This is a genomic window from Paraburkholderia sp. 40, assembly GCF_050434105.1.
GTDB lineage: Bacteria > Pseudomonadota > Gammaproteobacteria > Burkholderiales > Burkholderiaceae > Paraburkholderia > Paraburkholderia tuberum.
Genome location: NZ_JBNPVY010000004.1, coordinates 3,557,223 through 3,584,009, shown reverse-complemented (window position 1 = coordinate 3,584,009; position 26,787 = coordinate 3,557,223). Strand labels below are relative to the sequence as shown.

Genomic DNA, 26,787 nt, shown 5'->3' with positions numbered 1-26,787 from the left:
CACGACCAAGGATTTTTGCCGAGGACGACGATGGACTGCGTTTTTTGCCGTGAAGACGGCGGCGATGTGCTGTGGCAGGACGACGCGCTGCGAGTCGTCCTCGCCGACGAACACGACTACCCGGGCTTTTGCCGGGTCATCTGGAACGCTCACGTCGCCGAGTTTTCGGATCTTTCTGCCGACGAGCGCGATCACGTGATGAAGGCCGTGTACGCGGTCGAGCGTGCGCAGCGACGCGTGATGCAGCCCGCGAAGGTCAATCTCGCGAGCCTCGGCAACCAGGTGCCGCACGTGCACTGGCACGTGATTCCGCGTTTCTCGAACGACGCGCATTTCCCCCTGCCGATCTGGGCGCCGCGCCAGCGCACGGTGTCCGAAGCGATGTTGTCGTCGCGCCGCGCGCAAGCCACGCTGCTGCGCGAAGCCGTGCGGCAGGAAATCGAACAGGTGCTGGGCTGAGCGTCGCTGAACCCGTCGCCGCGTATCGCCGGACTGCCGTCGGCGTGCGAGGCGGCCAATCCGACGTTATCACCCGCCGTTATCTGATGAGGCCAACATGAGCGGATTGACTCCCGAGACGCCGGTGCCGACAGGCGTGATCGTGCATTCGAAGTCGCGCGTGCTCGAACTGCAGTACGCGAACGGCGGAGCGTATCGGCTACCGTTCGAACTGCTGCGCGTATATTCGCCGTCGGCGGAAGTGATGGGCCACGGGCCCGGCCAGGAAACCCTGCAGACCGGCAAGCGCGACGTGACGATCACGATGATCGAAGGCGTCGGCAATTACGCGCTGCAACCGACCTTCTCCGATGGACACGCCACCGGCATCTACTCGTGGGACCTGCTGTACGACATGGCCGTGCGTCAGGATGAACTCTGGCGCGCGTATCTCGCCAAACTGGCAGCGGCCGGCATCGACCGCGACACGCCGATGGTGCCCGCCGCGGCTGCGCACGGGCACTGTCACTGATACGATTCGCCCCCGAACGCCGCTCGAGCGGCGCAACATTCAAGAACACGCGAAAGGACGAGCGCGATGAGCAAAACCCACTTCGGCTTTCAATCGGTCGACGAACAGGACAAGGCGCAGAAGGTGGCGGGGGTGTTCCACTCGGTGGCCGCCAACTACGACCTGATGAACGACCTGATGTCGGGCGGATTGCACCGGGCGTGGAAGGTGTTCACGATCGCCCAGGCGAACGTGCGGCCGGGCTACAAGGTGCTCGACATCGCGGGCGGCACGGGCGACCTGTCGAAAGCATTCGCGAAACAGGCGGGCGAAACGGGCGAGGTCTGGCATACCGACATCAATGAATCGATGCTGCGCGTGGGCCGCGACCGGCTGCTCGACAAGGGCATCATCACGCCGACGCTGCTGTGCGATGCCGAGAAAATCCCGTTTCCGGACAACTACTTCGACGTCGTGACGGTCGCGTTCGGCTTGCGCAACATGACACATAAGGACATCGCGCTCGCCGAGATGCGTCGTGTGCTGAAACCGGCCGGGCGGCTGCTCGTGCTCGAGTTCTCGAAGGTATGGGATCCGCTGAAGAAGGTCTACGATCTGTATTCGTTCAAGGTGTTGCCGTGGCTCGGCGAGCGCTTCGCCAAGGACGCGGAAAGCTACCAGTACCTGGCGGAATCGATCCGCATGCATCCGGACCAGCAAACTTTGAAAACCATGATGGAACAAGCTGGTCTCGACGGCGTCAAATATTACAATTTGTCAGCTGGCGTGGTAGCTTTGCATGTGGGGATCAAATACTAGAGTCCCTAACCCATCGATTTTTAAAGGAAAGTGCGAAATGTCCGATTCGAATTTGTTATCTACTCGTAAGGTTAAGGGGTCGCTGGCGAGAAGAATCGGACTGATCGCGATGGTCGGTCTGCTGATGGCCGGCACTCTTGCCTCTCTCGACGCCGAAGCACGCCGCATGGGCGGAGGCCGCAGCTTCGGCCGTCAATCGAACAGTCTGCAGCAGCAGCGCCAGACGCCGCCGCCGTCCCAGCCGGCGCAGAACAATCAGGCCACGCAGCAAAGCGCGCAGCCGGGGCCTGCGACTAAGCCCACGCCGCCCGCCGCACCGAACCGCAATCGCTGGCTCGGGCCAATCGCCGGTCTCGCGGCCGGTCTCGGCATCGCCGCATTGCTGTCGCATTTCGGGCTCGGCGAGGCGTTCGCCGGCATGCTCGCGAACGTGATCGTGATCGCGTTGATCGCAATTGTGGTGATCTGGCTCATCCGCCGCTTCACCGGCCGTAAGCGCGATGCGGCGCAGCCTGCCTACGCGGGCACGGCGCCGTCGCTGAACACGAAAGGCACTGACTATATTCAGGAGCCGCGTTACACGGCGCCGCCCACCGGCTCGTATCTCGAACCGCAGGGCAACCCGTTGACCACGCCATCGCTCGGCGCGACGCCGTCGGTGCCGGCCGGCTTCGATTCGGAAGCGTTTCTGCGTAACGCGAAGGTGTACTTCGTGCGTCTGCAGGCCGCGTGGGACGTCGGCAACGTCGAGGACATCCGCGAATTCACGACGCCGGAAATGTTCGCCGAAGTGCGCGTCGATCTCGCGTCGCGCGGCACGCAGCCGACCCAGACCGACGTCGTGCAGTTGAACGCCGAGCTGCTCGGCGTCGAGGAGCGCGCGAACGAATACTTCGCGAGCGTGCGCTTCTCCGGTTTGATCCGCGAGGAGCCGGGCGCGGCGGCCGAGCCGTTCGTCGAAGTCTGGAATCTGACGAAGGCGAACCGCACTGGCGAAGGCTGGCTGCTTGCCGGCATCCAGCAGGTCGAGCAACACTGACATGCCGAAGCATCGAGTCGCGTTTGCCTCGAAAAGAGCCGGCCACGGCATAGCGATTCGTGACCTCGCGCATGGCTTAGGCCGTTCGGCATAGCAGGCCGCGAAGCGAACGGACGTTACAATGGGAGCCCGCGCAAGCACCTTGCTCGCGCGGGTTTTTTCTTGCCACCTTCGATGACCCTCGCCGCCAAGCCCTTCGCTGCTGCTGTCAATCATCTGCTCGCCCGCGAATCGTGGGCCCGCGAGCGCCTCGCCCCGTACGCGGGCAAGACCGCTCGCCTGTCATGTCCGCCGGTTGTGCTCGCGCTGCTCGTGCAGCCCGACGGCTATCTCGGTACGCTCGACGAAGCCGATGCGCATCAGTTCGACGTGACGATCTCGGTGCCGTCCGACGCACTGCCGGCCTTCCTGCAAGGTGGCCAGGCCGCGGTGATGAAGCACGTGAAGATCGAGGGCGACGCCGAGTTCGCGACCGTGATCGCGAAGCTCGCCGAGCATCTGCGCTGGGAGCCGGAGGAAGATCTCGCGAAGCTGATCGGTGATGGACCCGCGTGGCGCATCACGTCACTAGTCCGCTCGGTCGGCGAGCATGTGCAGCGCACCGGTCGCAATCTGCTCGACACCGCCGCCGAGTACCTGCTCGACGAAAATCCGCAGCTGGTGCGCCGCACCGCGCTCGCGGACTTCAACGTCGAGCTGGCGCGCGCGCGCGATTCGCTCGCGCGCGTCGAAAAGCGCATCGAGCGCATCGAACAGAAGGTCGAAGTCCGCGGCGCGCAAACGCCGGGCGGCGCCGCCACGTCGCGCGGCACGCGCTAGTCACCGGGCCCAGCCATGCGTTTTCTGCGTTTTCTCAAGATATTTTTCACGGTCATCCGCTTCGGCCTCGACGAAATGATGTTGAGCCGCATCAACGACCGGCGCGTGCGTCTGCTGCTGCGCATCACGACGCTCGGCCGCAAGTTCGATGCGCCGCGGGGCGTGCGTCTGCGGCTCGCGCTCGAAAGCCTCGGGCCGATCTTCGTCAAGTTCGGCCAGGTGCTGTCGACCCGTCGCGATCTGCTGCCGGTCGATATCGCCAACGAACTTGCCAAGCTGCAAGACCAGGTGCCGCCGTTCGATTCGGCGGTCGCGATCGCGCTCGTCGAGAAGTCGCTCGGCGCGCCGGTCGACGTGCTATTCGACGATTTCGAGCGGGTGCCGGTCGCGAGCGCGTCGATCGCACAGGTCCACTTCGCGAAGGTGAAGGCCGGCCAGCATGCGGGCAAGGCGGTCGCGGTGAAGGTGCTGCGCCCCAAGATGCTGCCGGTGATCGATTCCGACCTCGCGCTGTTGCGCGACATCGCCGTGTGGGCCGAGCGTCTGTGGGCCGACGGCAAGCGCCTGAAGCCGCGCGAGGTGGTCGCCGAATTCGACAAATACCTGCACGACGAACTCGACCTGATGCGCGAGGCCGCCAACGGCAGCCAGTTGCGGCGCAACTTCCTGGGGCTCGACCTGCTGCTCGTGCCCGAGATGTACTGGGAGTTCTGCACGCCCACGGTGCTCGTGATGGAGCGCATGGTCGGCGTGCCGATCAGCCAGGTCGATACGTTGCGCGCGGCGGGTGTCGACATCCCGAAGCTCGCGCGCGAGGGCGTCGAAATTTTCTTCACGCAGGTGTTCCGCGACGGCTTTTTCCACGCCGACATGCACCCCGGCAACATCCAGGTGAGCCTCGATCCCGCGCACTTCGGCCGTTATATCGCGCTCGACTTCGGCATCATCGGCGCGCTGTCGGACTTCGACAAAAACTACCTCGCGCAGAACTTCCTCGCGTTCTTCAAGCGTGACTACCATCGCGTCGCGACGTTGCATCTGGAGTCGGGCTGGGTGCCGCCGACCACCCGTGTCGAGGAGCTCGAAAGCGCGATCCGCGCCGTCTGCGAACCGTATTTCGATCGCGCGCTGAAGGACATTTCTCTCGGCCAGGTGCTGCTGCGTCTGTTCTCGACGTCGCGGCGCTTCAACGTCGAGATCCAGCCGCAGCTCGTGTTGCTGCAAAAGACGATGCTGAACGTGGAAGGCCTAGGCCGTTCGCTCGATCCCGAACTGGATCTGTGGAAGACCGCGAAGCCCTATCTCGAGCGCTGGATGAACGAGCAGATCGGCTTGCGCGGCTGGTACGAGCGTCTGAAGATCGAGGCGCCGCAGTGGAGCAAGACGCTGCCGCAGTTGCCGCGCCTCGTCCATAACATGCTGGCCGAGCGCCATCATCCGGTGGGCGGCGCGAACGACGACGTGATCCGCCAGATCCTGCTCGAGCAAAAGCGCACCAACCGTCTGCTGCAAGGCCTGCTGCTGTTCGGCGTGGCGGTCGGCGTCGGCGCGATGCTGGCGCGTGCGTTCCTGGTACTGGCTTATGGAGGATAGATTCCGATGAGCGATCCGACCCAACCCGCCGCGCCCGATTTCGCAACCCGCGATCCCGGCTCGCCCGAGTTCTGGGACGAACGCTTCGAGCGCCATTTCACGCCGTGGGATCAGGCGGGCGTGCCATCCGCGTTTCGCGCATTCGCCGAACGGCACCGCGACGTGGCCGTGCTGATTCCAGGCTGCGGCAGCGCGCACGAAGCGGTATGGCTCGCGCGCCAGGGCAACCCGGTACGCGCGATCGACTTCTCGGCAGCCGCCGTGGCGGCGGCACGCGAGCAGCTCGGCGCGCATGCATCGCTGGTCGAACAGGCGGATTTCTTCACCTATGCGCCACCGTTCGCACCGGCATGGATCTATGAGCGCGCATTCTTCTGCGCGCTGCCGCCGGCGCGCCGCGCCGACTACGCGCAGCGCATGAGCGAACTGCTACCGGCCGGCGGGTTGCTGGCGGGCATCTTTTTCATCGGCGCGACGCCGAAAGGGCCGCCGTTCGGCATCGAACGCGGCGAGCTCGATGCGCTGCTCACGCCACACTTCGAGCTGGTCGAAGACGAAGCGGTCGACGACTCGATCGCCGTATTCGCCGGACGCGAGCGCTGGCTCACCTGGCGGCGTCGCGGCTAACGCCACGCGCGCCGCTCTTGAGAGGTCCGGGGGTCGTCCCCATCTGGCGCGGTGGCGGGCGCGTCGTGCGTCCGCTTCCCGAAATCCGGGGAACGGACATTGTTTGCGGCTATAATTCAAGGCTTTGCAAGCGTTTACAAGATTTCAGTAGGATTTGGAGTAAGAAAGGATCATGCCGATCTACGCTTATCGTTGCGGGTCATGCGGTTTCGGGAAGGACGTGCTCCAGAAGATGAGCGATCCCCAGTTGACGCAGTGTCCCGAGTGCGGAAAAGACACCTTTAGCAAACAACTCACCGCCGCCGGCTTCCAGTTGAAGGGCTCCGGCTGGTACGTGACCGATTTCCGCGGCGGCACGAGCGCGCCGGCCGCGTCGGAAGCGAAGTCCGAGCCGGCCGCAGTCGCTGCCCCGGCTGCGTCGGCTGCCGCGCCCGCGGCCCCCGCCGCAGCGCCCGCCGCCACGAGCCCGAGCGGTTCCGGCAGCGCCTAGTGGGACTCCCGCCCCGCGCGGGCGGCGTATCTACCGCGCATGGGCTTCGGCCCGCGCAGCTTTCTGGCGGTACACATGACGACGAAGAAATTCACGCTCAAATCGGTGTTTCTGACCGGCCTGCTGGTGCTGGTGCCTCTGGCCATCACACTGTGGGTGCTCGGCCTGGTCATCGGCACGATGGACCAGACGCTGTTGCTGCTGCCTACCTCGTGGCAGCCGGAACGCACGATCGGCTATCGCTTGCCGGGCCTCGGCGCGGTGCTCACGCTCGCGTTCATCTTCGTCGTCGGGCTGTTGACGCAGAACTTCATTGGGCAGAAGCTCGTGAAGTGGTGGGAACTGCTGGTCGCGCACATTCCGGTGGTCGGCCCGCTCTACACCAGCGTGAAGCAGGTGTCCGACACGCTGCTGTCGAGCAGTGGCAATGCATTCCGCAAGGCGCTGCTGATCGAGTACCCGCGCCGCGGGTCCTATACGATCGCATTTCTGACCGGCATCCCGGGCGGCGACGTGGCCAACCATCTGAAGGAAGATTACGTCAGCGTATACGTGCCGACCACGCCGAACCCGACGTCCGGCTTCTTCCTGATGGTGCCGAAAAGCGAAGTGATCGAGCTCGACATGACGGTCGACGCTGCGCTCAAGTACATTGTCTCGATGGGCGTCGTGGCGCCGTCCGCGCCGCCGCCGGCGCCGGTGCGCCGCGCCACCGTCGAGCCTCCGCTCTAATGCCGGCGCGCAACGCTTCATGCAGGATCGTCTGCGGCGCGCCGTTCAACCAATGCAAAACGAAAGACAAACATCATGTCGATGAGATCTGAATACTGCGGTCTGGTGACCGAAGAACTGCTGGGCCAATCCGTCTCGCTGTGCGGCTGGGTAAGCCGCCGCCGCGACCATGGCGGCGTCATCTTCATCGACCTGCGCGATCGCGAAGGGCTCGTTCAGGTCGTCTGCGATCCGGATCGCGCTGACATGTTCAAGGTCGCCGAAGGCGTGCGCAACGAGTTCTGCGTGCAGGTCAAGGGCATCGTGCGCGGCCGTCCGGAAGGCACGACCAATGCCTCGCTGAAGAGCGGCAAGATCGAAGTGCTGTGCCACGAGCTGATCGTGCTGAACGCGTCGGTCACGCCGCCGTTCCAGCTCGACGATGACAACCTGTCGGAAACCACGCGCCTCACGCATCGCGTGCTCGACCTGCGCCGTCCGCAGATGCAGCACAACCTGCGTCTGCGCTACCGCGTCGCGATCGAAGTGCGCAAGTACCTCGACGAGCAGGGCTTCATCGACATCGAAACGCCGATGCTCACGAAGAGCACGCCGGAAGGCGCGCGCGACTACCTCGTGCCGTCGCGTACGAACCCGGGCCAGTTCTTCGCGCTGCCGCAGTCGCCGCAGCTGTTCAAGCAGCTGCTGATGGTCGCGAACTTCGACCGTTACTACCAGATCACCAAGTGCTTCCGCGACGAAGACCTGCGCGCCGACCGTCAGCCGGAATTCACGCAGATCGACTGCGAGACCTCGTTCCTTTCGGAACAGGAAATCCGCGATCTGTTCGAGGCGATGATCCGTCACGTGTTCAAGACGACGATCGGCGTCGAGCTCGACCAGAAATTCCCGGTCATGGAATACGCGGAAGCGATGCGCCGCTTCGGTTCGGACAAGCCGGACCTGCGCGTGAAGCTCGAGTTCACCGAGTTGACCGATGCGATGCGCGACGTCGACTTCAAGGTGTTCAGCACCCCGGCCAACACGAAGGACGGTCGCGTCGCAGCGCTGCGCGTGCCGAAGGGCGGCGAGCTGTCGCGTGGCGACATCGACAGCTACACGGAATTCGTGCGCATCTACGGGGCGAAGGGTCTCGCGTGGATCAAGGTCAATGAAGCGGCGAAGGGCCGTGACGGTCTGCAAAGCCCGATCGTGAAGAACCTGCACGACGAAGCGCTGAAGGCGATCATCGAGCGCACCGGCGCACAAGACGGCGACATCATCTTCTTCGCGGCGGATCGCGCAAAGGTCGTCAACGACAGCCTCGGCGCGCTGCGTCTGAAGATCGGTCATTCGGAATTCGGCAAGGCCAACGGCCTGGCCGAGTCCGGCTGGAAGCCGCTGTGGGTCGTCGACTTTCCGATGTTCGAATACGACGAGGAAGACAACCGCTACGTCGCCGCGCATCACCCGTTCACGAGCCCCAAGGACGAGCACCTCGAGTACCTCGAAACGGACCCCGCGCGCTGCCTCGCGAAGGCCTACGACATGGTGCTGAACGGCTGGGAAATCGGCGGCGGCTCGGTGCGTATCTACCGTGAGGAAGTGCAGAGCAAGGTGTTCCGCGCGCTGAAGATCAACGCGGAAGAAGCGCAGGCGAAGTTCGGCTTCCTGCTCGACGCGCTGCAATACGGCGCGCCCCCGCACGGCGGTATCGCGTTCGGTCTGGACCGCATCGTCACGATGATGGCCGGCGCCGACTCGATCCGCGACGTGATCGCGTTCCCGAAGACGCAACGCGCGCAGGATCTGCTCACGCAGGCGCCGAGCGAAGTCGACGAGCGTCAGCTGCGCGAACTGCACATCCGTCTGCGTACGCCGGAACCGAAGGCATAAAGCCGCGGCCGCTGCGCGCGGCCGGCAAGCGGTCTTGCGTGTGCCGGCCGGCGGGGCGGCGGCCGCAAAAAAACCACACGAGCGAAACGAAAAGGCGCTGAGGTGATCTCCACCTCAGCGCCTTTTTCATTTTTTGCGTTACAGTGAAGCCACCGCTTTCCAGACCCTTTCGACCGTCATCCGACATGTACCGCGCGTATCGTCGCGCCCAGTTTGAGCCATGCCGAAACCGCCGAAAATTCCGCAGTCCGTCCTCGTCATCATTCATACGCCTGCGCTCGACGTGCTGCTGCTCGAGCGCGCCGATCATGCGGCGTTCTGGCAGTCGGTGACGGGTTCGAAAGACCGGCTCGACGAACCGCTCGCCGACACGGCGGTGCGCGAAGTCGGCGAGGAAACCGGCATCATGATCGGCGGCGCACTGGTGCCGCGCAGCGGGTTGTTCGACTGGCACTACTCGATCGACTACGAGATCTACCCGGAATTTCGTTACCGCTACGAAGCGGGCGTGCTCTACAACACCGAGCACTGGTTCAGCCTGCAGGTCCCCGAGTGCATCGACGTGACGCTCGCGCCGCGCGAACACACCGCGTATATGTGGCTGCCATATGAAGAGGCCGCATCGCGCTGCTTTTCGTCGTCGAATGCCGATGCGATCCTGCAGTTGCCGCGGCGGCTCGCCGCACGCCCGGTCGACCCGCAATCCGGCCCGCTGGCCGGGGAGCGTGGCCAGTGAGCGCAGGCGGCTCGGGCCGTTTCGCGCTTCTGCGGCACACGTTGCTCGGCCGTCGTTACTGGCAGCGCTACCGCTTCACCAGTAACAACGAGGTCGAGCTGCTGCGCTCCGGCGACGATTTCTTCGATGCGCTGATCGAGCGCATCGACGCGGCCGAGCACAACGTCGCGCTCGAAACCTACATCTTCTGCGACGACGAAGCCGGCCACGCGGTCAGCGAGGCGCTGCTTCGCGCTGCCGCACGCGGCGTCAGAGTGCGCGTGATCACCGATGGCGTCGGCACCGCGCGCCTGACGATGTTCGAGCAATGGCCGGCCGGCGGCATCGAGCATCGCATCTACAACCCGCATCTGTTCGGCCGCTTCGGCTTTTCGCGCACGCACCGCAAGCTCGCGGTGATCGACGATCAGATCGCATATTGCGGCGGCATCAATATCGTCGACGATTACGAGAACAACGGCGAGAAGCTGCCGTACCGGCGCTGGGACTTCGCGGTCGAACTGCGCGGGCCGGTGGTCGCCGACGTGCGCGATGCGATCGAAGTGCAGTGGCGGCGGATTCGCGTCGGCCATCGGCCGCTCGATTCGATGAAGCCCGACCTGTCGTCGCAGGACGCCAACTCGCTTGGCAGTCTGCGCAGACGCCGGCGACGCCGCAACGAGGCACTGTGGGCCGGCGGCGAGCCGTGCGTCGCATTCGTCGCGCGCGATAACCTGATCAACCGCCGCGCGATCGAAAAAGCTTATCTGGCCGCGATCGGCCAGGCGCGCCATGAAATCCTGCTCGCGAATCCGTACTTCATGCCGGGACGCAAGCTGCGTCGCGCGCTGGTGTTCGCGGCGCGGCGCGGCGTGGTCGTGAAGCTGATCATCGGGCGCAAGGAGTTCAAGGCGCTCGATTACGCCGTGCCGTTCCTGTACCACGCGCTGTTGCGCGCAGGCGTGCAGATCGCCGAATACGAGAAGACGCTGCTACACGGCAAGGTCGCGGTGGTCGATTCGAACTGGGGCACGGTCGGTTCGTCGAATCTCGATGCGCTCAGCCTGATGCTGAACAACGAAGCGAACGTCGTGCTCGTGAACGATCCGTCGATCCCCAAACTGCGCGACGCGATTCTCGACGCGTTCACGGACGCGCGCCCAATCGATGAAGCGCACTACGAATCGCGACCGGCGCGCGTGCGCGCGCTGAGCTGGATCGCGTACACGAGCTACCGCGTCGCGATGAAGCTGCTGACGGTGGGCGGCTACGACTAATACCGCTCGCACGAGAGCCCGCGCTTGCCGCATCATGTCGGCCATCAATCGGCGCCAGCGAACCGGGGCAAAGAAATAGAACACGCGCGAGAACACGCGCGCGCCGATCGGCACCCATCGATTCAAGGCAAACGCCTCTAAAAATCTGATTGATCTGATGGTCGAAAGCCGCAAAATTAGAAGCCGGTTAGAAACCAGTTTCTAATAAAGTCCTTGTTTCGCGGACGGCAAGCACTCAATAATAGTACGGCCGTTCGATTTTCAATTCGGTCACATTAGAACGGTAAAACAGCTATGCGAAAAGGCGAACAAACCCGAGCCGCGATTCTCGACGCAGCACTCGATCTGGCAGGCCGAGACGGACTGGAAGGTCTGACGATTGGTCTGCTGGCCGAGCGCATGCAGATGAGCAAGAGCGGTGTGTTCGCGCATTTCGGGTCGCGCGAGGATCTGCAGATCGAGGTCGTGCGCGAATACCACCGCCGTTTCGAAGACGAGGTGTTTTTCCCGAGCCTGCGCGAGCCGCGTGGTCTGCCGCGCTTGCGCGCGATGATTTCCCGCTGGATCGAGAAACGCATTCAGGAAGTCACGACCGGATGCATCTACATCAGCGGCGCCGTCGAATACGACGACCGCGCGGATAGCCAGGTGCGCGAGCAGTTGGTGTCGAGCGTGACGACGTGGCGTGCGGCGCTCACGCGCGCGATCTCGCAAGCAATGGAAGAAGGGCATCTGCGCGCCGATACCGACCCGCAGCTGATGCTGTTCGAACTGTATAGCGTCACGCTCGGCCTGCATCACGACGCGCGCTTTCTGCATCTGCCGGATGCGGTGCGTCTCACGTGGGCCGCACTGGAAAAACTGATTAATTCGTATCAAAGCGAAAGCCGTTAGCGGCGTCGCCGGAATCTACCGGAAACGCGCGGCGCAGAAGGTCCGACCACGGACCCGGCCAACGGCCTGGCTTTTTGTCAAACCAGGGAGAGAGAGTCATGGGACAGTACGCCGCGCCGCTGCGCGACATGCAATTCGTGTTGCACGAACTGCTCAACGTCGAGGCCGAACTTCGGCAAATGCCGAAGCACGCCGAACTCGACGCCGACACGATCAACGCGGTGCTCGAGGAAGCCGGCAAGTTCTGCTCCGAAGTGCTGTTCCCGCTCAACCTCAGCGGCGACCAGGAAGGCTGTACGTATGCCGGCGACGGCGTCGTGACCACGCCGAAGGGCTTCAAGGAAGCCTACCGGCAATACGTCGAAGCCGGCTGGCCGGCGCTCGGTTGCGACCCGGAATTCGGCGGCCAGGGACTGCCCGCGTTCGTCAACAACGCGCTCTATGAAATGCTGAACTCGGCGAATCAGGCGTGGACGATGTATCCGGGCCTGTCGCACGGCGCGTACGAATGCCTGCACGCGCACGGCACGCCGGAACTGCAGCAGCGCTATCTGCCGAAGCTCGTCGCAGGCGTCTGGACCGGCACGATGTGTCTGACCGAGCCGCATTGCGGCACCGACCTCGGCATTCTGCGCACGAAGGCCGAACCGAATGGCGACGGCTCGTACTCGATCAGCGGCACGAAGATTTTCATTTCGAGCGGCGAGCATGACATGGCGGAGAACATCGTTCACCTCGTGCTCGCGCGTCTGCCGGATGCGCCGAAGGGCACCAAGGGCATTTCGCTGTTCATCGTGCCGAAGTTCGTGCCGAACGAAGCGGGCGAGCCCGGTGAGCGCAACGGCGTCAAGTGCGGTTCGATCGAGCACAAGATGGGCATTCACGGCAACGCGACCTGCGTGATCAATCTCGACAACGCGAAGGGCTGGATGGTCGGCGAGCCGAACAAGGGCCTGAACGCGATGTTCGTCATGATGAACGCCGCGCGTCTCGGCGTCGGCATGCAGAGCCTCGGTCTCACCGAAGTCGCATATCAGAACTCGCTCACGTACGCGAAAGAGCGGCTGCAGATGCGTTCGCTGACCGGCCCGAAGGCGCCGGAAAAGGCCGCCGATCCGATCATCGTGCACCCGGACGTGCGCCGCATGCTGCTCACGCAAAAGGCCTACGCCGAAGCCGGCCGCGCGTTCTCGTACTGGTCGGCGCTGCAGATCGACAAGGAGTTGTCGCACGCCGACGAAGCCGAGCGCAAGGAAGCCGCCGACCTGGTCGCGCTGCTCACGCCGATCCTGAAGGCGTTCCTGTCGGACAACGCGTTCGAAGGCACCAATCACGCGATGCAGATCTACGGCGGCCACGGCTTCATCGCCGAATGGGGCATGGAGCAGTACGTGCGTGACGCGCGCATCAACATGATCTACGAAGGCACCAACGGCATCCAGTCGCTCGATCTGCTCGGCCGCAAGGTGCTCGGCGACATGGGCGCGAAGATGAAGAAGTTCGGCAAGCTCGTCGCCGGGTTCGTCGAAGCGGAAGGCATCAAGCCGGAAATGCAGGAGTTCGTGAACCCGCTCGCCGAGATCGGCGAAAAGGTGCAGAAGCTGACGATGGAAATCGGCATGAAGGCGATGCAGAACCCCGACGAAGTCGGCGCCGCGGCCGTGCCGTACCTGCGCACGGTCGGCCATCTGGTGTTCTCGTATTTCTGGGCGCGCATGGCGCGCATCGCGCTGGACAAGGAGGCATCGGGCGATCCGTTCTACAAGGCGAAGCTCGCGACCGCGCGCTTCTACTTCGCGAAGCTTCTACCCGAAACGGCGATGACGATCCGCCAGGCGCGCGCAGGTTCGAAGCCGATGATGGACGTCGAAGAAGCGTTGTTCTGACGCTCGCACATCGAGCGAGGCGCCTGCGCGTACTGAACCCAAGGTGCCTCGCTGCCGACCACACACATCGCGCGAAGCATGGCTGACGCTTCGCGCCATCGCACAACTCTCCGGAGAAACGACGTGAGCAATCTGATCATTCGCAAGGTAGCCGTGCTCGGCGCCGGCGTGATGGGCGCGCAGATCGCCGCGCACCTGATCAACGCCAAGGTGCCCGTGCTGCTGTTCGACCTGCCCGCCAGGGAAGGCCCGAAGAACGGGATCGCGCTGAAGGCGATCGAAAATCTGAAGAAGCTGTCGCCGGCGCCGTTCGGCGTGAAGGACGACGCGCAATACATCCAGCCCGCGAACTACGACGACGACATCGACAAGCTCGCCGAGTGCGACGTCGTGATCGAAGCAATCGCCGAACGCATGGACTGGAAGCACGACCTGTACAAGAAGGTCGCGCCGCACATCGGCCCGAACGCGATTTTCGCGACCAACACGTCGGGGCTGTCGATCACCGCACTGTCCGAAGGTTTCGCGGACGAACTGAAGGCGCGCTTCTGCGGCGTGCACTTCTTCAATCCGCCGCGCTACATGCATCTGGTCGAACTGATCCCGACCGCGACGACGCGTCCGGAAATTCTCGATCAGCTCGAAACCTTCCTGACCAGCGTGGTCGGCAAGGGCGTCGTGCGCGCGAAAGATACGCCGAACTTCATTGCGAACCGCGTCGGCGTGTTCTCGATCCTTGCGGTTATTGCCGAAGCCGCGAAGTTCGGCCTGCGTTTCGACGAAGTGGACGACCTGACCGGCGCGCGCCTCGGCCGCGCGAAGTCGGCGACGTTCCGCACCGCCGACGTGGTCGGTCTCGACACGATGGCGCACGTGATCAAGACGATGCAGGACACGCTGCCGGACGATCCGTTTCTGCCGGTCTACGAAACACCGGCCGTGCTCGCCGAACTGGTGAAGAAGGGCGCGCTCGGTCAGAAGACCGGCGGCGGCTTCTACAGGAAGGAAGGCAAGGCGATCAAGGTGCTCGATCCGAACACGGGTGCATATATCGACGGCGGCGGGAAGGCGGACGAACTCGTCGGCCGCATTCTGAAGCGTCCGGCCGCCGAGCGTCTGAAGCTGCTGCGTGAAACGCAGCACCCGCAGGCGCAGTTCCTGTGGTCGATCTTCCGTGACGTCTATCACTACATCGCCGTGCATCTGGAATCGATCGCCGACAATGCGCGCGACGTCGACCTCGCGATCCGCTGGGGCTTCGGCTGGAACGAAGGCCCGTTCGAAGGCTGGCAGACGGCCGGCTGGAAGCAGGTCGCCGAATGGGTGCAGGAAGACATCGCCGCGGGCAAGGCGCTCGCCAACGTGCCGCTGCCGTCGTGGGTGCTCGAAGGCGCGGTTGACGAGAAGGGCGGCGTGCACACGGCCGAAGGCTCGTGGTCACCGGCCACGCAGACCTTCGTGCCGCGCTCGTCGCTCGACGTGTACCGCAAGCAGGTGTTCCGCGCGCCGCTCGTCGGCGAAACCGGCGCCGATCCGAAGACCTACGGCAAGACGCTGTTCGAGACCGATGCGGTGCGCGCATGGGTCGACGATCGCGCGGGCGAGGACGACGTGCTGATCGTGTCGTTCAAGAGCAAGATGAACACGATCGGACCGGCGGTGATCGAAGGGCTCACGCAGGCGATCGAACTGGCCGAGAAGGACTACAAGGGCCTCGTCGTGTGGCAGCCCACATCGCTGAAGCTCGGCACGCCGGGCGGTCCGTTCTCGGCGGGCGCGAACCTCGAAGAAGCGATGCCCGCGTTCATGATGGGCGGCGCGAAGGGCATCGAGCCGTTCGTGAAGAATTTCCAGCAGGGCATGCTGCGCGTCAAGTATGCGAACGTGCCGGTGATCTCGGCGATCTCGGGCATCGCGCTCGGCGGCGGCTGCGAACTCGCACTGCACAGCGCGAAGCGCGTCGCGCACATCGAGAGCTATCTGGGTCTCGTCGAAGTCGGCGTGGGTCTCGTGCCGGCGGGCGGCGGCCTGAAGGAAGCGGCGCTGCGCGCGGCCGAAGCGGCAAGCCAGGTCGGCGCGACGAACGATCTGCTGAAGTTCCTGCAGAAGTCGTTCGAGAACGCGGCGATGGCGAAGGTGTCGGCCTCCGCGCTCGACGCCCGCGCGATGGGCTACCTGAAGCCTTCCGACACGATCGTCTTCAATGTGTTCGAACTGCTCGACGTCGCGAAGAAGGAAGCGCGCGCGCTCGCCGCGGCGGGCTACCGTGCGCCGCTACGCGCGACCCAGGTGCCGGTCGCGGGCCGCTCGGCGATTTCGACGATCAAGGCGTCGCTCGTCAACATGCGCGACGGCCGCTTCATCAGCGAGCACGATTTCCTGATCGCGAGCCGCATCGCGGAAGCGGTGTGCGGCGGCGACGTCGAAGCGGGCAGCCTCGTCGACGAAGATTGGCTGCTGCAACTCGAGCGTCGCGCGTTCGTCGAGCTGCTCGGCACGCAGAAGACGCAGGAACGGATCATGGGCATGCTGCAGACCGGCAAGCCGGTGCGCAACTAAGCGGCGACCGCACAATGTGCATGGGACCAGAGTAAGAGCTTTGCATGGGACCGGAGTAAGCGCTAAAGCGCCAACTCCGGATCGACAGCTAAAGCGCCAACTCTGGTCGACAAAGGAGATTCCCAAATGGCAAAGCAATTGCAAGACGCATACATCGTCGCCGCGAGCCGTACGCCGATCGGCAAGGCGCCGCGCGGCATGTTCAGGAACACACGTCCGGATGAGCTGCTGGTTCACGCGATCAGGTCGGCCGTCGCTCAGGTGCCCGGCCTCGACACCGGCGTGATCGAAGACGCGATCGTCGGTTGCGCTATTCCGGAAGCGGAGCAGGGCCTGAACGTCGCACGGATCGGCGCGCTACTGGCAGGTCTGCCGAACACGGTCGGCGGCGTCACGGTGAACCGCTTCTGCGCGTCGGGTCTGACCGCGCTCGCGATGGCCGCGGACCGCATTCGCGTCGGCGAGGCGGATGCGATGATCGCGGGCGGCTGCGAATCGATGAGCATGGTGCCGATGATGGGCAATAAGCCGTCGCTGTCGCCGCATATCTTCGATCGCAACGAAGACGTCGGCATCGCGTACGGCATGGGCCTGACCGCGGAGAAAGTCGCCGAGCGCTGGAAGATCAGCCGCGAAGCGCAGGACGCGTTCTCGGTCGAATCGCACCGCCGCGCGATGGCCGCGCAGCAAGCCGGCGAATTCAACGACGAAATCGCCGCGTACACGATCGTCGATCGCGTCCCCGATCTCGCGACCGGCGAGATCAACGTGAAAACGCGCGAGGTGTCGCTCGACGAAGGTCCGCGCGCGGACACCTCGATGCAAGGCCTCGCGAAGCTGCGCGCGGTGTTCGCGAACAAAGGCTCGGTCACGGCCGGCAACAGCTCGCAGACGTCGGACGGCGCGGGTGCGTTGATCGTCGTATCGGAAAAGATCCTCAAGCAGTTCAACCTGACGCCGCTCGCGCGCTTCGTCAGCTTCGCGGTGCGCGGCGTGCCGCCGGAAATCATGGGCATCGGCCCGAAGGAAGCGATTCCGGCCGCGCTGAAAGCCGCGGGCCTGAAGCAGGACGACCTCGACTGGATCGAGCTGAACGAGGCGTTTGCCGCGCAGTCGCTCGCGGTGATCCAGGACCTCAGCCTCGATACGTCGAAGATCAACCCGCTCGGCGGCGCGATCGCACTGGGCCATCCGCTCGGCGCGACCGGCGCGATTCGTGCGGCGACCGTGGTGCACGGCCTGCGCCGCCGCAACTACAAGTACGGCATGGTGACGATGTGCGTCGGTACTGGCATGGGCGCGGCGGGCATCATCGAGCGTCTGTGAGCCGCTGATCGAACGGGGGTCCTTCTGTGATCCACCAAGGACCGCGCAACGGTTCGCAGGCCGCCCGGCTTGCGAACCGTTTTTACATTCAGCAGGAGCACAAGGAGATGAACGGGATGACGACGGATATTCTGGTCGAGCGCGCCGACGCGTTGCTGACCATCAGCTTCAACCGGCCCGGCAGGAAAAACGCGTTCACGGCCGCGATGTATCAGACGATGGCCGACGCGCTCGTAGAAGCGCAGGGCGACGCGTCGGTGCGCGCGATCCTGATTCGCGGCAGCGCGGGCATGTTCAGCGCGGGCAACGATCTCGAGGACTTCATGAAGTCGCCGCCGGTTGGCGAAACCCCGCCGGTGTTCCAGTTCCTGCGCGCGCTATGTTCGGCGGAAAAACCGGTGGTGGCGGCGGTCGCGGGGCCGGCGGTCGGCGTCGGCACGACGCTGCTGCTGCATTGCGATCTGGTCTACGCGGCCGACACCGCGAGCTTTTCGCTGCCGTTCACGCAACTCGGGCTGTGCCCGGAAGCAGCGTCGAGCCTGTTGCTGCAGCGCGTGGCCGGCTATCAGGCGGCGGCGGAAAAACTGCTGCTCGGCGAGGCGTTCGACGCCGCCGAAGCGCACCGCATGGGCTTCGTGAATCGCGTGCTGCCGGCGGGCGAAGTCGACGCGTTCGCGGCGTCGCAGGCCGCGAAGCTGGCGGCGCTGCCGGCGTCGTCGTTGCGCGTGACGAAGAGCCTGATGAAGCGCGCGAGCCAGCAGGAACTGCAGACCCAGATGACCGAGGAAGCCGTGCACTTCGGCAAGATGCTGCTTGCGCCCGAAGCGCGCGAGGCGTTCAAGGCGTTCTTCGAGAAGCGCAAGCCGGATTTCCGGCGGTTCGACTGAGGGGTGTGCGACGCAGGCGGGCTTCGGGTGGGTTAGCCGTGAATCGTCGCTGCGCCGCGTCAATCGCTCAAACTTGCTGCTGCCACGTGTCGTAATCGACGTAGCTGCCTTCGCGGCAGAAGCTCACGAGCCGCACGCCCGCCTCACGCGCGATCGCAATCGCGAGCGACGACGGCGCCGAGATCGTCGCGACCATCGGCACGTCGACGCGCGCGGCCTTGCGCACCAGCTCGTAGCTCGCGCGGCTCGACAGAAACACGAAACCGTCGCGCGTATCGGCGCGGTCGAGCACGAGCTGGCCGATCAGCTTGTCGAGCGCGTTGTGGCGGCCGACGTCCTCGAACGCATAGTGGATCGCGCCTTGCGCATCACACCACGCGGCCGCGTGGAGGCCGCCCGTCAAACGAGTGAGCGCCTGGTGTTCGGGCAGCGCGCGCGCGGCGCGTGCGATCGCATCGGGCGCGAGCCGCTGCAAGAAGCCAGTGTCGAGTACACGCTGCGGTTTCAGATCCAGCAGATCGATGCTTTCGATGCCGCACACGCCGCAGCCGGTGCGCCCGGCGAGCGCGCGGCGCTTTTCCTTCAAACCGGCGAACGCCTGCTGCACGACCTGCAATTGCACCTCGGCATGCGGCAGCTCGCCGTGCTCATGCAGTTCGACCTCGATGTCCTGAATGTCGCTGCCGCGCTCGACGATCCCCTCCGAAATCGAGAAGCCGACCGCGAACGCTTCGAGATCGCGCGGCGTGCACATCATCACCGCGTGCGAGATGCCGTTGAACACGAGCGCGACCGGCCACTCCTGGCCGACGTGATCGGTGGCGGTTTCAACCGCCGCGCCGCGATGGCGGCGCACTTCGAGTTGCACTACGCCGGGTTGTTCGTCGCTGTCGAGGGCGTTGGGCTGGCCGTCCGCCCGCTCGGTTGCGCGCCCGTTTTCCTGTCCGTTCAAGCTGCTTCACTCCTGTACCATGCCGCGCGTCAAAGGGTGCGCCGGCCTCGCCGTATGCTTCGCGGCGGCTGCCGCGCGGGGCGCCGTCGCGCGAATAAGTTCTAAAATACCTCAAGCGACGCCCGCACGCTGTCCGCCACCGACAAGGAGCACTGACATGGGACTCAACGAAGCACCGCTTCTGTTCGACTTCGAAGTCGCGTCTTCGGAGAATTTCACTTATATCCCGATGTCGGTGCGCTTCAATCTCGACCGTTTCGGGCTGCGCATCACGCTCGTGCAGTGGCAGCAACTGCCGCTCGAAGATCGTAAGCTGCTCGCGCGTTTCCCGGTCGAAGAAGACACGCAGATCGAACCGAATTTCGATCACGCGCTGTTCGAGATGCTGCGCACGCACGCGAACGTCGAACCGGAGTGGTTTACGCCGGAGGAGTCGCCGGCCTGGCGTCAAACCGACAGCGTGCCCGACGGTGTCGCGCATCAGGCGGGGCTGGCCGGTCTCGCCGCGCCGAGCGTCGCGCGCTGGGCCGAGCTCGATCCTTTCAAGCGCTATGTGCTCGCGAAGCTGTCGCGCAAGCCCGAGGCGAGCCACGATTTCGTCCCGGCGATGAAGGAATTTGGAGCGGCCGGCTAGGCGCGGCCGGCTAGGCGCGGCCGGCCAGCCGCTCCCAGCCAGGCGCCCCCACCAACTCGCAGCCTTCCCCCAAATCATCAGATTTTTTTCACGCCGACCCTCAACCCGCTTCCGGTCGCTGCCGATATCCAAAGGATGGCGCGTAAAAGACTTGCATCGATGCGGCCCGACGCACCGGCAGCGAGCGCGCTCTCCCGCCCTCGGAACGATTGACGTTCGGAACCCATGAATCCTTTTCTATCGAAGCGACTGCTGATCAATATTGCGGTCGTGGTCGTCGCGGTCGGTGCAAACGCGTTCGTCGCGTACACGCAGATTCGCGGGCAGCGCGACGCCGATGCGCGCCTCGCGCGCTCGACCAGCGTGCGCCAGAACCTCGATGCGTATCACGCCGCGCTCGATAACGCGCTCGCCGCTCTGCACCGCCTGAAAGAATCGGGCAAGCCGGTGCCGCCCGACGCGGCCGCTTCGATGACGAACACACTCGCGAGCCGCGAGCAATCACTGCGCGACGAGCTCGCGAGCGAGCCGTACATGTCGGGGGCGCTCGCCAGCCTGAGCGCGGCGCGGCACGCGTTGCAGCACGATCTCGAGGACACGCTGCGCAACCATGCGAGTGACCTGCCCGGAGCGGCAAGCGCGGCGTCGGGCGTGGCGCACGCGGCATCGACCGAAGCACCAGGGGCGGCCCCCCTCGACGCGCCATTCGAGGCATCCCTCGACCTTGCGCCGTCGAACTCGCATCTTGCCCCCGCGCTAGAACGTGTCGACGCCGCGCTCGCCACGTTGCGCAGCGAGGAGAACCGCTCGTTGCAGACCTCGCTCGCGGCATCGGCGAGCGACAGCGAGCGCGCGATGTTCGTGCTGCTCGTGACGATGCTCACCGGCAGCGTGCTGCTGTTCCTCACGTTCGGCGTGCGCGAGAACAGCGCGCGCGAAAAGCTGCGCAGCGCCCGCGCGCTGGTGCGCAACGACGAGCGTTTTCGCAGCCTGTTCGACGATCACACCGTGCCGATGTACATCTTCGATCGCGACACGCTGTGCTTTCTCGCCGTCAACAAGGCCGCGATCCAGCAATACGGCTACACGGAAGACGAGTTTCTCGGCATGACGATCCGCGCGATCCGCCCGAACTCGGAAATCGGCCGCCTGGAGACGCATCTGCAGCGTAGCGCCGGCCTCCGCCAGAGCCACACGATGGCGGGCATCTGGCGGCATCGGCGCAAGGACGGCTCGATCCTCAGCGTCAACGTGTCCTATCACGCACTGAACTTCATGGGCCGCGACGCCTCGTTCGTGCTGGCGGACGACGTGACCGACCAGATCAACGCCGAAGCCGAAGCGCAGCGCTCGAATCAGATGCTCGAAGCGGTGATCGACAACATTCCGCAGCGCATCTTCTGGAAGGACCTGAACTCGCGCTATCTCGGCTGCAACATGGCATTCGCGCGCGACGCGGGGCTCGCGTATCCCGAACAGGTGGTCGGCAAGAGCGACGCCGACCTGGCGTGGCGCGCGTTCGCCGACCTGTTGACCGAGCACGATCGCGAAGTCGCGAGCACCGGCGTGCCCAAGATGAACTTCGAGGTCGACTTCGTGATCGACGGCGTGCATCGTACGACGGTCACGAGCAAGCTGCCGTTCACCGACGGCGATGGTCAGGTGATCGGCGTGCTCGGCTCGTACACCGACATCACCGAGCGCAAGCGCGCCGATCTCGCGCTGCGTCTGCAAAGCCGGGCGCTCGACGCGAGCGTCAACGCGATCCTGATCACCGCGCCGTCGCCGTCGGGCAATCTGATCGAATACGTGAATCCGGCGTTCATGCGCATCACCGGCTACGATCCCGCCGAGGTGATCGGCCACGACTGCCGCGTGCTGCAACGCGACGACCGTGACCAGGAAGGCGTCGCGTTGATCCGCGAGGCGCTCGCGGCGAATCGCGAGGTCAGCGCGGTGGTGCGCAACTATCGCAAGGACGGCGCACTGTTCTGGAATCAGCTGTTCATCGCGCCGGTGCCGAACGCGGAAGGCGTGATCACCCATCATATCGGCGTCATCAACGACGTGACCGAGCTGATCCGCTATCAGGAGCAGCTCGAATACCAGGCCAACTACGACGGCCTTACGCGGCTGCCGAACCGCAACCTGCTGCGCGACCGGCTCGAACATGCGCTCGTCGTCGCGCAGCGGCATCATTCGGGCGTCGCGGTCGTGTTCCTCGATCTCGACGGCTTCAAGAACGTCAACGACAGCCTCGGCCATAGCGTCGGCGACCGGCTGCTCGGGGTGGTCGCCGAACGGCTCGCGCGCTGCTCGCGCACCAGCGACACGGTTGCGCGTCACGGCGGCGACGAGTTCGTGATCGTGATGACCGACACCGTCGACGAGCAATCGCTGATCACGTGGATGGAGCGCGTGCGCGCGTCGATCGCCGAGCCGGTGTGGCTCGACGGCACCGAGCTGTACGTCGGCTGCAGCATGGGCGCGAGCCTGTTCCCGCAGGACGGCGAGGATGCCGAAACGCTGATGAAGAAGGCCGACGTCGCGATGTATCGCGCGAAGGACATGGGGCGCAACACTTTCCAGTTCTATCAGCCGGAGATGAACGCGAGCGCGGGCGCGCGCCTGAATCTCGAACGACGCCTGCGCCGCGCGCTGCGCGACAACGAGTTCCTGCTGCACTATCAGCCGCAGGTCGATATCGGCAGCGGACAGATCGTCGGCATCGAGGCGCTGGTGCGCTGGCACGATCCCGAGGTCGGGCTCGTGCTGCCGTCGTCGTTCATTCCGCTCGCCGAGGAAAGCGGGCTGATCGGGCCGCTGTCGGAGTGGGTGCTGCGCGAGGCGTGCCGGCAGAACAAGGCGTGGCAGGATCAGGGCTTGCGGCCGGCGCGCGTGTCGGTGAATCTGTCGGCGCGGGTGTTCCAGCAGCGTGACATCGCGAAGCTCGTGATGCAGGTGCTCGACGAGACCGGACTCGAACCGAAGTACCTCGAACTCGAGCTGACCGAAAGCACGATCATGCGCAACGCGGAAGAAGCAGTGTCGATGCTCAACGAACTGCACGCGCTCGGCATCGGTCTCGCGATCGACGACTTCGGCACCGGCTATTCGAGCCTCAGCTATCTGAAGCGCTTCCCGGTGGACCGCTTGAAGATCGACCGCTCGTTCGTGTCGGATATCGGTGTATCGGGCGACGATGAGACGATCACGTCGGCGATCATCGCGCTCGCCCATTCGCTGAAGTTGCAGGTGATCGCGGAGGGCGTGGAAACGTCGGCGCAACTCGACTTCCTGAAGGAACGCGCGTGCGACGAAATGCAGGGCTTCTATTTCGCGAAGCCGCTATCGACGGAAGCGATTTCCGAACTGCTGCACGGCGGGTTGGTGCCGGAGCTGGAGCCGGCGTGAGGGGAGCGTGACGCGGCGACGGGTGTCGCCGCGCGTCGCCGTGTGCCGCGTCCAACGCTGGTCACTGAGCCGGCGTGTCCTTGAACACCGGCAGGCTTTCCGCGAACGCGGAAAACTTCTCGAGCCGCGGATGATCGGCCTTGCTGACCGCCTCCGGCAGCATCATGTGCGTGAACTGCCAGGCTACGGCGACGGCCACGTCCGCCGCGCTGAACTGCTGCTGCTTGTCGGGCAGCGGCCCTTCGCCCAACTCGCGTTCGAGTTCGGCATAGGCGGCGAGCAGTTGCGCGCGCACGCGCTCGACCCACGGTTCATGCTGCTTCTCCTGAGGCCGCAGATTGCGCTCGTAGACGATCTGCACGCTCTTTTCGCACGCGGCGAGCGCGAGACCCGTCAGACGCGCGGCGCGCAACGCCGCGTCGGCTTGCGTCGGGAACAGCGGGGTGGGGCCGCAGAGCGCTGCCAGATACTGCAGGATCACCGTCGAGTCCATCAGGATCGCGCCGTTGTCGGCGACGAGCGTCGGCGCCTTGACGACCGGGTTGATCTTCGCGAACTGGTCGTAGGTGCGGAATACCGAAATCGACTCGTGTTCGAAGTCGAGCGCGAGCAGCTTCATGCAGATGGCGACGCGCCGCACGTAGGGCGAGTCGAGCATTCCGATCAGTTTCATCTCGTTTCCATGATAAGAGCGACTATGGGGCGCCCCGGGCCTCGTGCGCTGATCGGCTGGAACGGCTAGCGGGTGGCGCGGCGCGTGACGCGTGGAATCGCTAGCTTAAGCATCCTCGCCGGCTCAGTCCAGCACGGGCAGCGCGCGCGGACGGCGGTCGCTGTCGGTGGCAACGTAGGTGAGGATCGCTTCCGTGACCTTGACGACTTCCTGCGAGAGCCTCAACCGCTGCGCGTAGACCTCGACCGACACTGTCACCGACGTATTGCCGGTCTTCACGATATCCGCGTAAAAGCTCAGCAGATCGCCGACGAACACCGGTTGCTTGAACAGAAAAGAATTAACCGCGATCGTCGCGACCCGCCCATTCGCGCGACGGCTTGCCGGAATCGAGCCGGCGATGTCGACCTGCGCCATGATCCAGCCGCCGAACACGTCGCCATGAATGTTCGCGTCCGATGGCTGCGGCATTACGCGCAGCGCGCACGGCTTGGACGGAAGTTGAAGAAGATCGGTCATCGGGACATCCTTGGGAAACGTGTTCGAGTGTATTGACGCACATTGACGCAATGGCTGGGCCAGTTCGACAGTAGGCCATGCAAAGCGCCGCCAGCCGGCTTCTGCGACAATAGAAAGATCAGGAATTGTACGGGAAAGCACCCAGCGAAGCGCGCGAGCCGCGCGCCGCTGCGAACTCCGGCAGCCCCACACTCTCCCCACGATTTATGCGCCGCGCTCCTTCGTCCGAACCCTCGCCGATTTCCACCACACCCCGCAACGACTGGCAAACGATCCTGTCGCTGCTGCCATACCTTGCCACCTACAAATGGCGAGTCGGCTTCGCGCTCAGTTGCCTGATCGGCGCGAAGGTCGCGAACCTCGGCGTGCCGATCGTGATGAAGCGCATCGTCGACAGTCTCGCGTCGGTCCGGCATCTGACCGCGCTCGGCCGCGCGCAGGACTCGCCCGGCATCGTGCTGCTCGGCGGCGTCGGCTTGCTGGTGGTCGCGTATGCGGTGGTGCGGCTGTCCACGTCGTTTTTCACCGAGCTGCGCGAAGTCCTCTTTTCGAAAGTGACGGAAAGCGCGGTGCGCCAACTCGCGCTGAAAGTATTCCGCCACCTGCACGGACTGTCGCTGCGCTTTCATCTGGAGCGGCAGACGGGCGGCATGTCGCGCGATATCGAACGCGGCACGCGCGGCATCACGCAGCTGATTTCCTATTCGCTGTACAGCATCCTGCCGACGCTCGTCGAAGTCGGTCTCGTGCTCGGCTTTTTCGTCGTCAAATACGAGGCCTATTACGCGATCGTCACGTTCGTCGCGCTCGCGGTGTACATCGCGTTCACGGTGAAGGTCACCGAGTGGCGCACGCACTTTCGCCGCACGATGAACGAGCTCGATTCGAAGGCGAATTCGCGCGCGATCGACTCGCTGCTCAACTACGAGACCGTCAAGTACTTCGGCAACGAGGAGTGGGAAGCGAGCCGCTACGACGAGAACCTGAAGCGCTATCGCGCGGCGGCGATCAAGTCGCAGCGTTCGCTGTCGGCGCTGAACTTCGGGCAGCAGGCGATCATCGGCACGGGGCTCGTGTTCATCCTGTGGCGCGCCACCCAGGGCGTGATGGCCGGGCGTCTGACGCTCGGCGACCTGGTGCTGATCAACACGTTCATGCTGCAGCTGTATATTCCGTTGAATTTTCTCGGCGTGGTCTATCGCGAGCTGAAGCAGAGCCTGACCGACATGGACCGCATGTTCTCGCTGCTCGGCGCACCGCGGGAAGTGCCCGACGCGCCCAATGCGGTGGCTTTGCAAGTGAGCGGCGCGCAGGTGCGCTTCGACGACGTGAGCTTCGCGTACGAGCCTTCGCGGCAGATTCTGCACGGCGTGAGCTTCACGATCGCGGCCGGCACGACGACGGCGGTGGTCGGCCACAGCGGCTCGGGCAAATCGACGCTCGCGCGGCTGCTGTTCCGCTTCTACGATCTCGACCGCGCGACGGGCGGCGCGATCCGCATCGACGGCCAGGATATTCGCGACGTCACGCAGGATTCGCTGCGCGCGTCGATCGGCATCGTGCCGCAGGACACGGTGCTGTTCAACGACTCTATCTACTACAACATCGCGTACGGTCGGCCGTCGGCGACGCGCGACGAAGTGATCGCGGCGGCGCGCGCCGCGCATATCCACGAGTTCATCGAGAGTCTGCCGAAGGGCTACGACACGCCGGTCGGCGAGCGCGGGCTCAAGCTGTCCGGCGGCGAAAAGCAGCGCGTCGCGATCGCGCGGACCATACTCAAGAATCCGCCGATCCTGTTGTTCGACGAAGCGACGTCCGCGCTCGATTCACGCTCCGAGCGCGCGATCCAGCATGAGCTCGACCTGATCGCGCGCGAACGCACGACGCTAATCATCGCGCACCGGCTGTCGACGGTCGTGCACGCGCAGCAGATCATCGTGATGGACAAAGGGCGCATCGTCGAGCGCGGCACGCACGCGGAGCTGTTGCGCGCGAACGGTTTGTTCGCGCAGATGTGGGCGCTGCAGCAGCGCGCCGCGCAGACCACGGATGCGGTGGAAAGAGCGGAAGCAGTCGGGGCAGGTGAGAGCCCGGCGAAGTAAAGC

23 protein-coding genes are annotated in these 26,787 nt (G+C 64.7%); 20 read left to right on the top strand and 3 right to left on the bottom strand.

Annotated features, from left to right (window positions below; translation table 11 throughout):
• Nucleotides 1-30: 30 nt before the first annotated feature.
• The 17 genes from OKW28_RS38570 to OKW28_RS38490 all read left to right on the top strand — a co-directional run bounded on the left by OKW28_RS38570 (nt 31) and on the right by OKW28_RS38490 (nt 18,487).
• Nucleotides 31-459, top strand: coding sequence for an HIT family protein (locus OKW28_RS38570; protein ID WP_429453240.1), 429 nt, complete (start codon nt 31-33; stop codon nt 457-459).
• A gap of 97 nt (nt 460-556) precedes the next feature.
• On the top strand, nt 557-970 hold the full coding sequence (locus OKW28_RS38565) for a gamma-butyrobetaine hydroxylase-like domain-containing protein (RefSeq protein ID WP_429453238.1): 414 nt from the start codon (nt 557-559) through the stop codon (nt 968-970).
• 66 nt (nt 971-1,036) lie between these two features.
• Entirely contained in the window at nt 1,037-1,768 is a 732-nt protein-coding gene (gene ubiE, locus OKW28_RS38560; RefSeq protein ID WP_429453236.1) for a bifunctional demethylmenaquinone methyltransferase/2-methoxy-6-polyprenyl-1,4-benzoquinol methylase UbiE, read from the top strand.
• 37 nt (nt 1,769-1,805) lie between these two features.
• On the top strand, nt 1,806-2,807 hold the full coding sequence (locus tag OKW28_RS38555; RefSeq protein WP_429453234.1) for a TIM44-like domain-containing protein: 1,002 nt from the start codon (nt 1,806-1,808) through the stop codon (nt 2,805-2,807).
• A 174-nt stretch (nt 2,808-2,981) separates the two neighbouring features.
• On the top strand, nt 2,982-3,626 hold the full coding sequence (locus OKW28_RS38550; RefSeq protein ID WP_184027113.1) for a ubiquinone biosynthesis accessory factor UbiJ: 645 nt from the start codon (nt 2,982-2,984) through the stop codon (nt 3,624-3,626).
• A 15-nt stretch (nt 3,627-3,641) separates the two neighbouring features.
• Entirely contained in the window at nt 3,642-5,219 is a 1,578-nt protein-coding gene (gene ubiB / locus OKW28_RS38545; RefSeq protein ID WP_429453232.1) for a ubiquinone biosynthesis regulatory protein kinase UbiB, read from the top strand.
• Nucleotides 5,220-5,225: 6 nt separating this feature from the next.
• On the top strand, nt 5,226-5,846 hold the full coding sequence (locus tag OKW28_RS38540) for a methyltransferase domain-containing protein (RefSeq protein ID WP_429453230.1): 621 nt from the start codon (nt 5,226-5,228) through the stop codon (nt 5,844-5,846).
• A 172-nt stretch (nt 5,847-6,018) separates the two neighbouring features.
• A complete protein-coding gene (locus OKW28_RS38535) occupies nt 6,019-6,336 on the top strand; it encodes an FmdB family zinc ribbon protein (protein WP_429453228.1) in 318 nt (105 codons plus the stop codon).
• Between the two features lie 75 nt (nt 6,337-6,411).
• Nucleotides 6,412-7,068: a DUF502 domain-containing protein gene (locus tag OKW28_RS38530; protein ID WP_429356582.1), complete on the top strand. Its 657-nt coding sequence runs from the start codon at nt 6,412-6,414 to the stop codon at nt 7,066-7,068.
• 75 nt (nt 7,069-7,143) lie between these two features.
• Nucleotides 7,144-8,943 (top strand): aspartate--tRNA ligase, encoded by a 1,800-nt coding sequence (gene aspS / locus OKW28_RS38525; protein WP_429453226.1) that lies wholly within the window; start codon nt 7,144-7,146, stop codon nt 8,941-8,943.
• A gap of 220 nt (nt 8,944-9,163) precedes the next feature.
• Nucleotides 9,164-9,679, top strand: a complete 516-nt coding sequence (nudB, locus tag OKW28_RS38520) for a dihydroneopterin triphosphate diphosphatase (RefSeq protein WP_090803007.1) — start codon at nt 9,164-9,166, stop codon at nt 9,677-9,679.
• Nucleotides 9,676-10,935, top strand: coding sequence for a cardiolipin synthase ClsB (clsB, locus tag OKW28_RS38515; RefSeq protein WP_429453224.1), 1,260 nt, complete (start codon nt 9,676-9,678; stop codon nt 10,933-10,935). Before nudB ends, clsB begins: the two co-directional genes overlap by 4 nt.
• A gap of 294 nt (nt 10,936-11,229) precedes the next feature.
• The gene (locus OKW28_RS38510; protein ID WP_184027146.1) at nt 11,230-11,829 is read left to right on the top strand and encodes a TetR/AcrR family transcriptional regulator; all 600 of its coding nucleotides are present in this window, start codon (nt 11,230-11,232) and stop codon (nt 11,827-11,829) included.
• Between the two features lie 98 nt (nt 11,830-11,927).
• Nucleotides 11,928-13,715, top strand: coding sequence for an acyl-CoA dehydrogenase C-terminal domain-containing protein (locus OKW28_RS38505; protein ID WP_429453222.1), 1,788 nt, complete (start codon nt 11,928-11,930; stop codon nt 13,713-13,715).
• A 123-nt stretch (nt 13,716-13,838) separates the two neighbouring features.
• Nucleotides 13,839-16,274, top strand: coding sequence for a 3-hydroxyacyl-CoA dehydrogenase/enoyl-CoA hydratase family protein (locus OKW28_RS38500; protein WP_429453220.1), 2,436 nt, complete (start codon nt 13,839-13,841; stop codon nt 16,272-16,274).
• A 126-nt stretch (nt 16,275-16,400) separates the two neighbouring features.
• Nucleotides 16,401-17,600 (top strand): acetyl-CoA C-acyltransferase, encoded by a 1,200-nt coding sequence (locus OKW28_RS38495; RefSeq protein WP_429453218.1) that lies wholly within the window; start codon nt 16,401-16,403, stop codon nt 17,598-17,600.
• Between the two features lie 116 nt (nt 17,601-17,716).
• On the top strand, nt 17,717-18,487 hold the full coding sequence (locus OKW28_RS38490; RefSeq protein ID WP_429453216.1) for an enoyl-CoA hydratase: 771 nt from the start codon (nt 17,717-17,719) through the stop codon (nt 18,485-18,487).
• A 67-nt stretch (nt 18,488-18,554) separates the two neighbouring features.
• Here the strand turns inward: OKW28_RS38490 and fdhD are convergent, their stop codons facing one another.
• A complete protein-coding gene (fdhD, locus tag OKW28_RS38485; protein WP_429453214.1) occupies nt 18,555-19,439 on the bottom strand; it encodes a formate dehydrogenase accessory sulfurtransferase FdhD in 885 nt (294 codons plus the stop codon).
• A 157-nt stretch (nt 19,440-19,596) separates the two neighbouring features.
• On the opposite strand from fdhD, the gene OKW28_RS38480 reads away from it, so the two are divergent.
• Both OKW28_RS38480 and OKW28_RS38475 read left to right on the top strand, forming a co-directional pair.
• Nucleotides 19,597-20,073, top strand: a complete 477-nt coding sequence (locus OKW28_RS38480; RefSeq protein ID WP_429453212.1) for a nitrate reductase associated protein — start codon at nt 19,597-19,599, stop codon at nt 20,071-20,073.
• A 225-nt stretch (nt 20,074-20,298) separates the two neighbouring features.
• Complete coding sequence (locus tag OKW28_RS38475) at nt 20,299-23,487, top strand: sensor domain-containing protein (protein ID WP_429453210.1); 3,189 nt, start codon at nt 20,299-20,301, stop codon at nt 23,485-23,487.
• A gap of 61 nt (nt 23,488-23,548) precedes the next feature.
• Here the strand turns inward: OKW28_RS38475 and OKW28_RS38470 are convergent, their stop codons facing one another.
• Complete coding sequence (locus OKW28_RS38470; protein ID WP_429453208.1) at nt 23,549-24,160, bottom strand: glutathione S-transferase family protein; 612 nt, start codon at nt 24,158-24,160, stop codon at nt 23,549-23,551.
• A gap of 123 nt (nt 24,161-24,283) precedes the next feature.
• Complete coding sequence (locus OKW28_RS38465; RefSeq protein WP_429453206.1) at nt 24,284-24,679, bottom strand: acyl-CoA thioesterase; 396 nt, start codon at nt 24,677-24,679, stop codon at nt 24,284-24,286.
• A gap of 206 nt (nt 24,680-24,885) precedes the next feature.
• On the opposite strand from OKW28_RS38465, the gene OKW28_RS38460 reads away from it, so the two are divergent.
• Nucleotides 24,886-26,784: an ABCB family ABC transporter ATP-binding protein/permease gene (locus OKW28_RS38460; RefSeq protein ID WP_429453204.1), complete on the top strand. Its 1,899-nt coding sequence runs from the start codon at nt 24,886-24,888 to the stop codon at nt 26,782-26,784.
• Nucleotides 26,785-26,787 lie beyond the last annotated feature (3 nt).

Coding starts and splice junctions, on each gene's coding strand:
- OKW28_RS38475 (WP_429453210.1), top strand. CDS start 20,299: ATGAATCCTTTTCTATCGAAGCGACTGCTGATCAATATTGCGGTCGTG.
- OKW28_RS38530 (WP_429356582.1), top strand. CDS start 6,412: ATGACGACGAAGAAATTCACGCTCAAATCGGTGTTTCTGACCGGCCTG.
- OKW28_RS38490 (WP_429453216.1), top strand. CDS start 17,717: ATGACGACGGATATTCTGGTCGAGCGCGCCGACGCGTTGCTGACCATC.
- OKW28_RS38465 (WP_429453206.1), bottom strand. CDS start 24,679: ATGACCGATCTTCTTCAACTTCCGTCCAAGCCGTGCGCGCTGCGCGTA.
- OKW28_RS38565 (WP_429453238.1), top strand. CDS start 557: ATGAGCGGATTGACTCCCGAGACGCCGGTGCCGACAGGCGTGATCGTG.
- OKW28_RS38460 (WP_429453204.1), top strand. CDS start 24,886: ATGCGCCGCGCTCCTTCGTCCGAACCCTCGCCGATTTCCACCACACCC.
- aspS (WP_429453226.1), top strand. CDS start 7,144: ATGTCGATGAGATCTGAATACTGCGGTCTGGTGACCGAAGAACTGCTG.
- OKW28_RS38495 (WP_429453218.1), top strand. CDS start 16,401: ATGGCAAAGCAATTGCAAGACGCATACATCGTCGCCGCGAGCCGTACG.
- ubiE (WP_429453236.1), top strand. CDS start 1,037: ATGAGCAAAACCCACTTCGGCTTTCAATCGGTCGACGAACAGGACAAG.
- OKW28_RS38570 (WP_429453240.1), top strand. CDS start 31: ATGGACTGCGTTTTTTGCCGTGAAGACGGCGGCGATGTGCTGTGGCAG.
- OKW28_RS38540 (WP_429453230.1), top strand. CDS start 5,226: ATGAGCGATCCGACCCAACCCGCCGCGCCCGATTTCGCAACCCGCGAT.
- ubiB (WP_429453232.1), top strand. CDS start 3,642: ATGCGTTTTCTGCGTTTTCTCAAGATATTTTTCACGGTCATCCGCTTC.
- OKW28_RS38550 (WP_184027113.1), top strand. CDS start 2,982: ATGACCCTCGCCGCCAAGCCCTTCGCTGCTGCTGTCAATCATCTGCTC.
- OKW28_RS38470 (WP_429453208.1), bottom strand. CDS start 24,160: ATGAAACTGATCGGAATGCTCGACTCGCCCTACGTGCGGCGCGTCGCC.
- OKW28_RS38555 (WP_429453234.1), top strand. CDS start 1,806: ATGTCCGATTCGAATTTGTTATCTACTCGTAAGGTTAAGGGGTCGCTG.
- nudB (WP_090803007.1), top strand. CDS start 9,164: ATGCCGAAACCGCCGAAAATTCCGCAGTCCGTCCTCGTCATCATTCAT.
- OKW28_RS38510 (WP_184027146.1), top strand. CDS start 11,230: ATGCGAAAAGGCGAACAAACCCGAGCCGCGATTCTCGACGCAGCACTC.
- OKW28_RS38480 (WP_429453212.1), top strand. CDS start 19,597: ATGGGACTCAACGAAGCACCGCTTCTGTTCGACTTCGAAGTCGCGTCT.
- OKW28_RS38505 (WP_429453222.1), top strand. CDS start 11,928: ATGGGACAGTACGCCGCGCCGCTGCGCGACATGCAATTCGTGTTGCAC.
- OKW28_RS38535 (WP_429453228.1), top strand. CDS start 6,019: ATGCCGATCTACGCTTATCGTTGCGGGTCATGCGGTTTCGGGAAGGAC.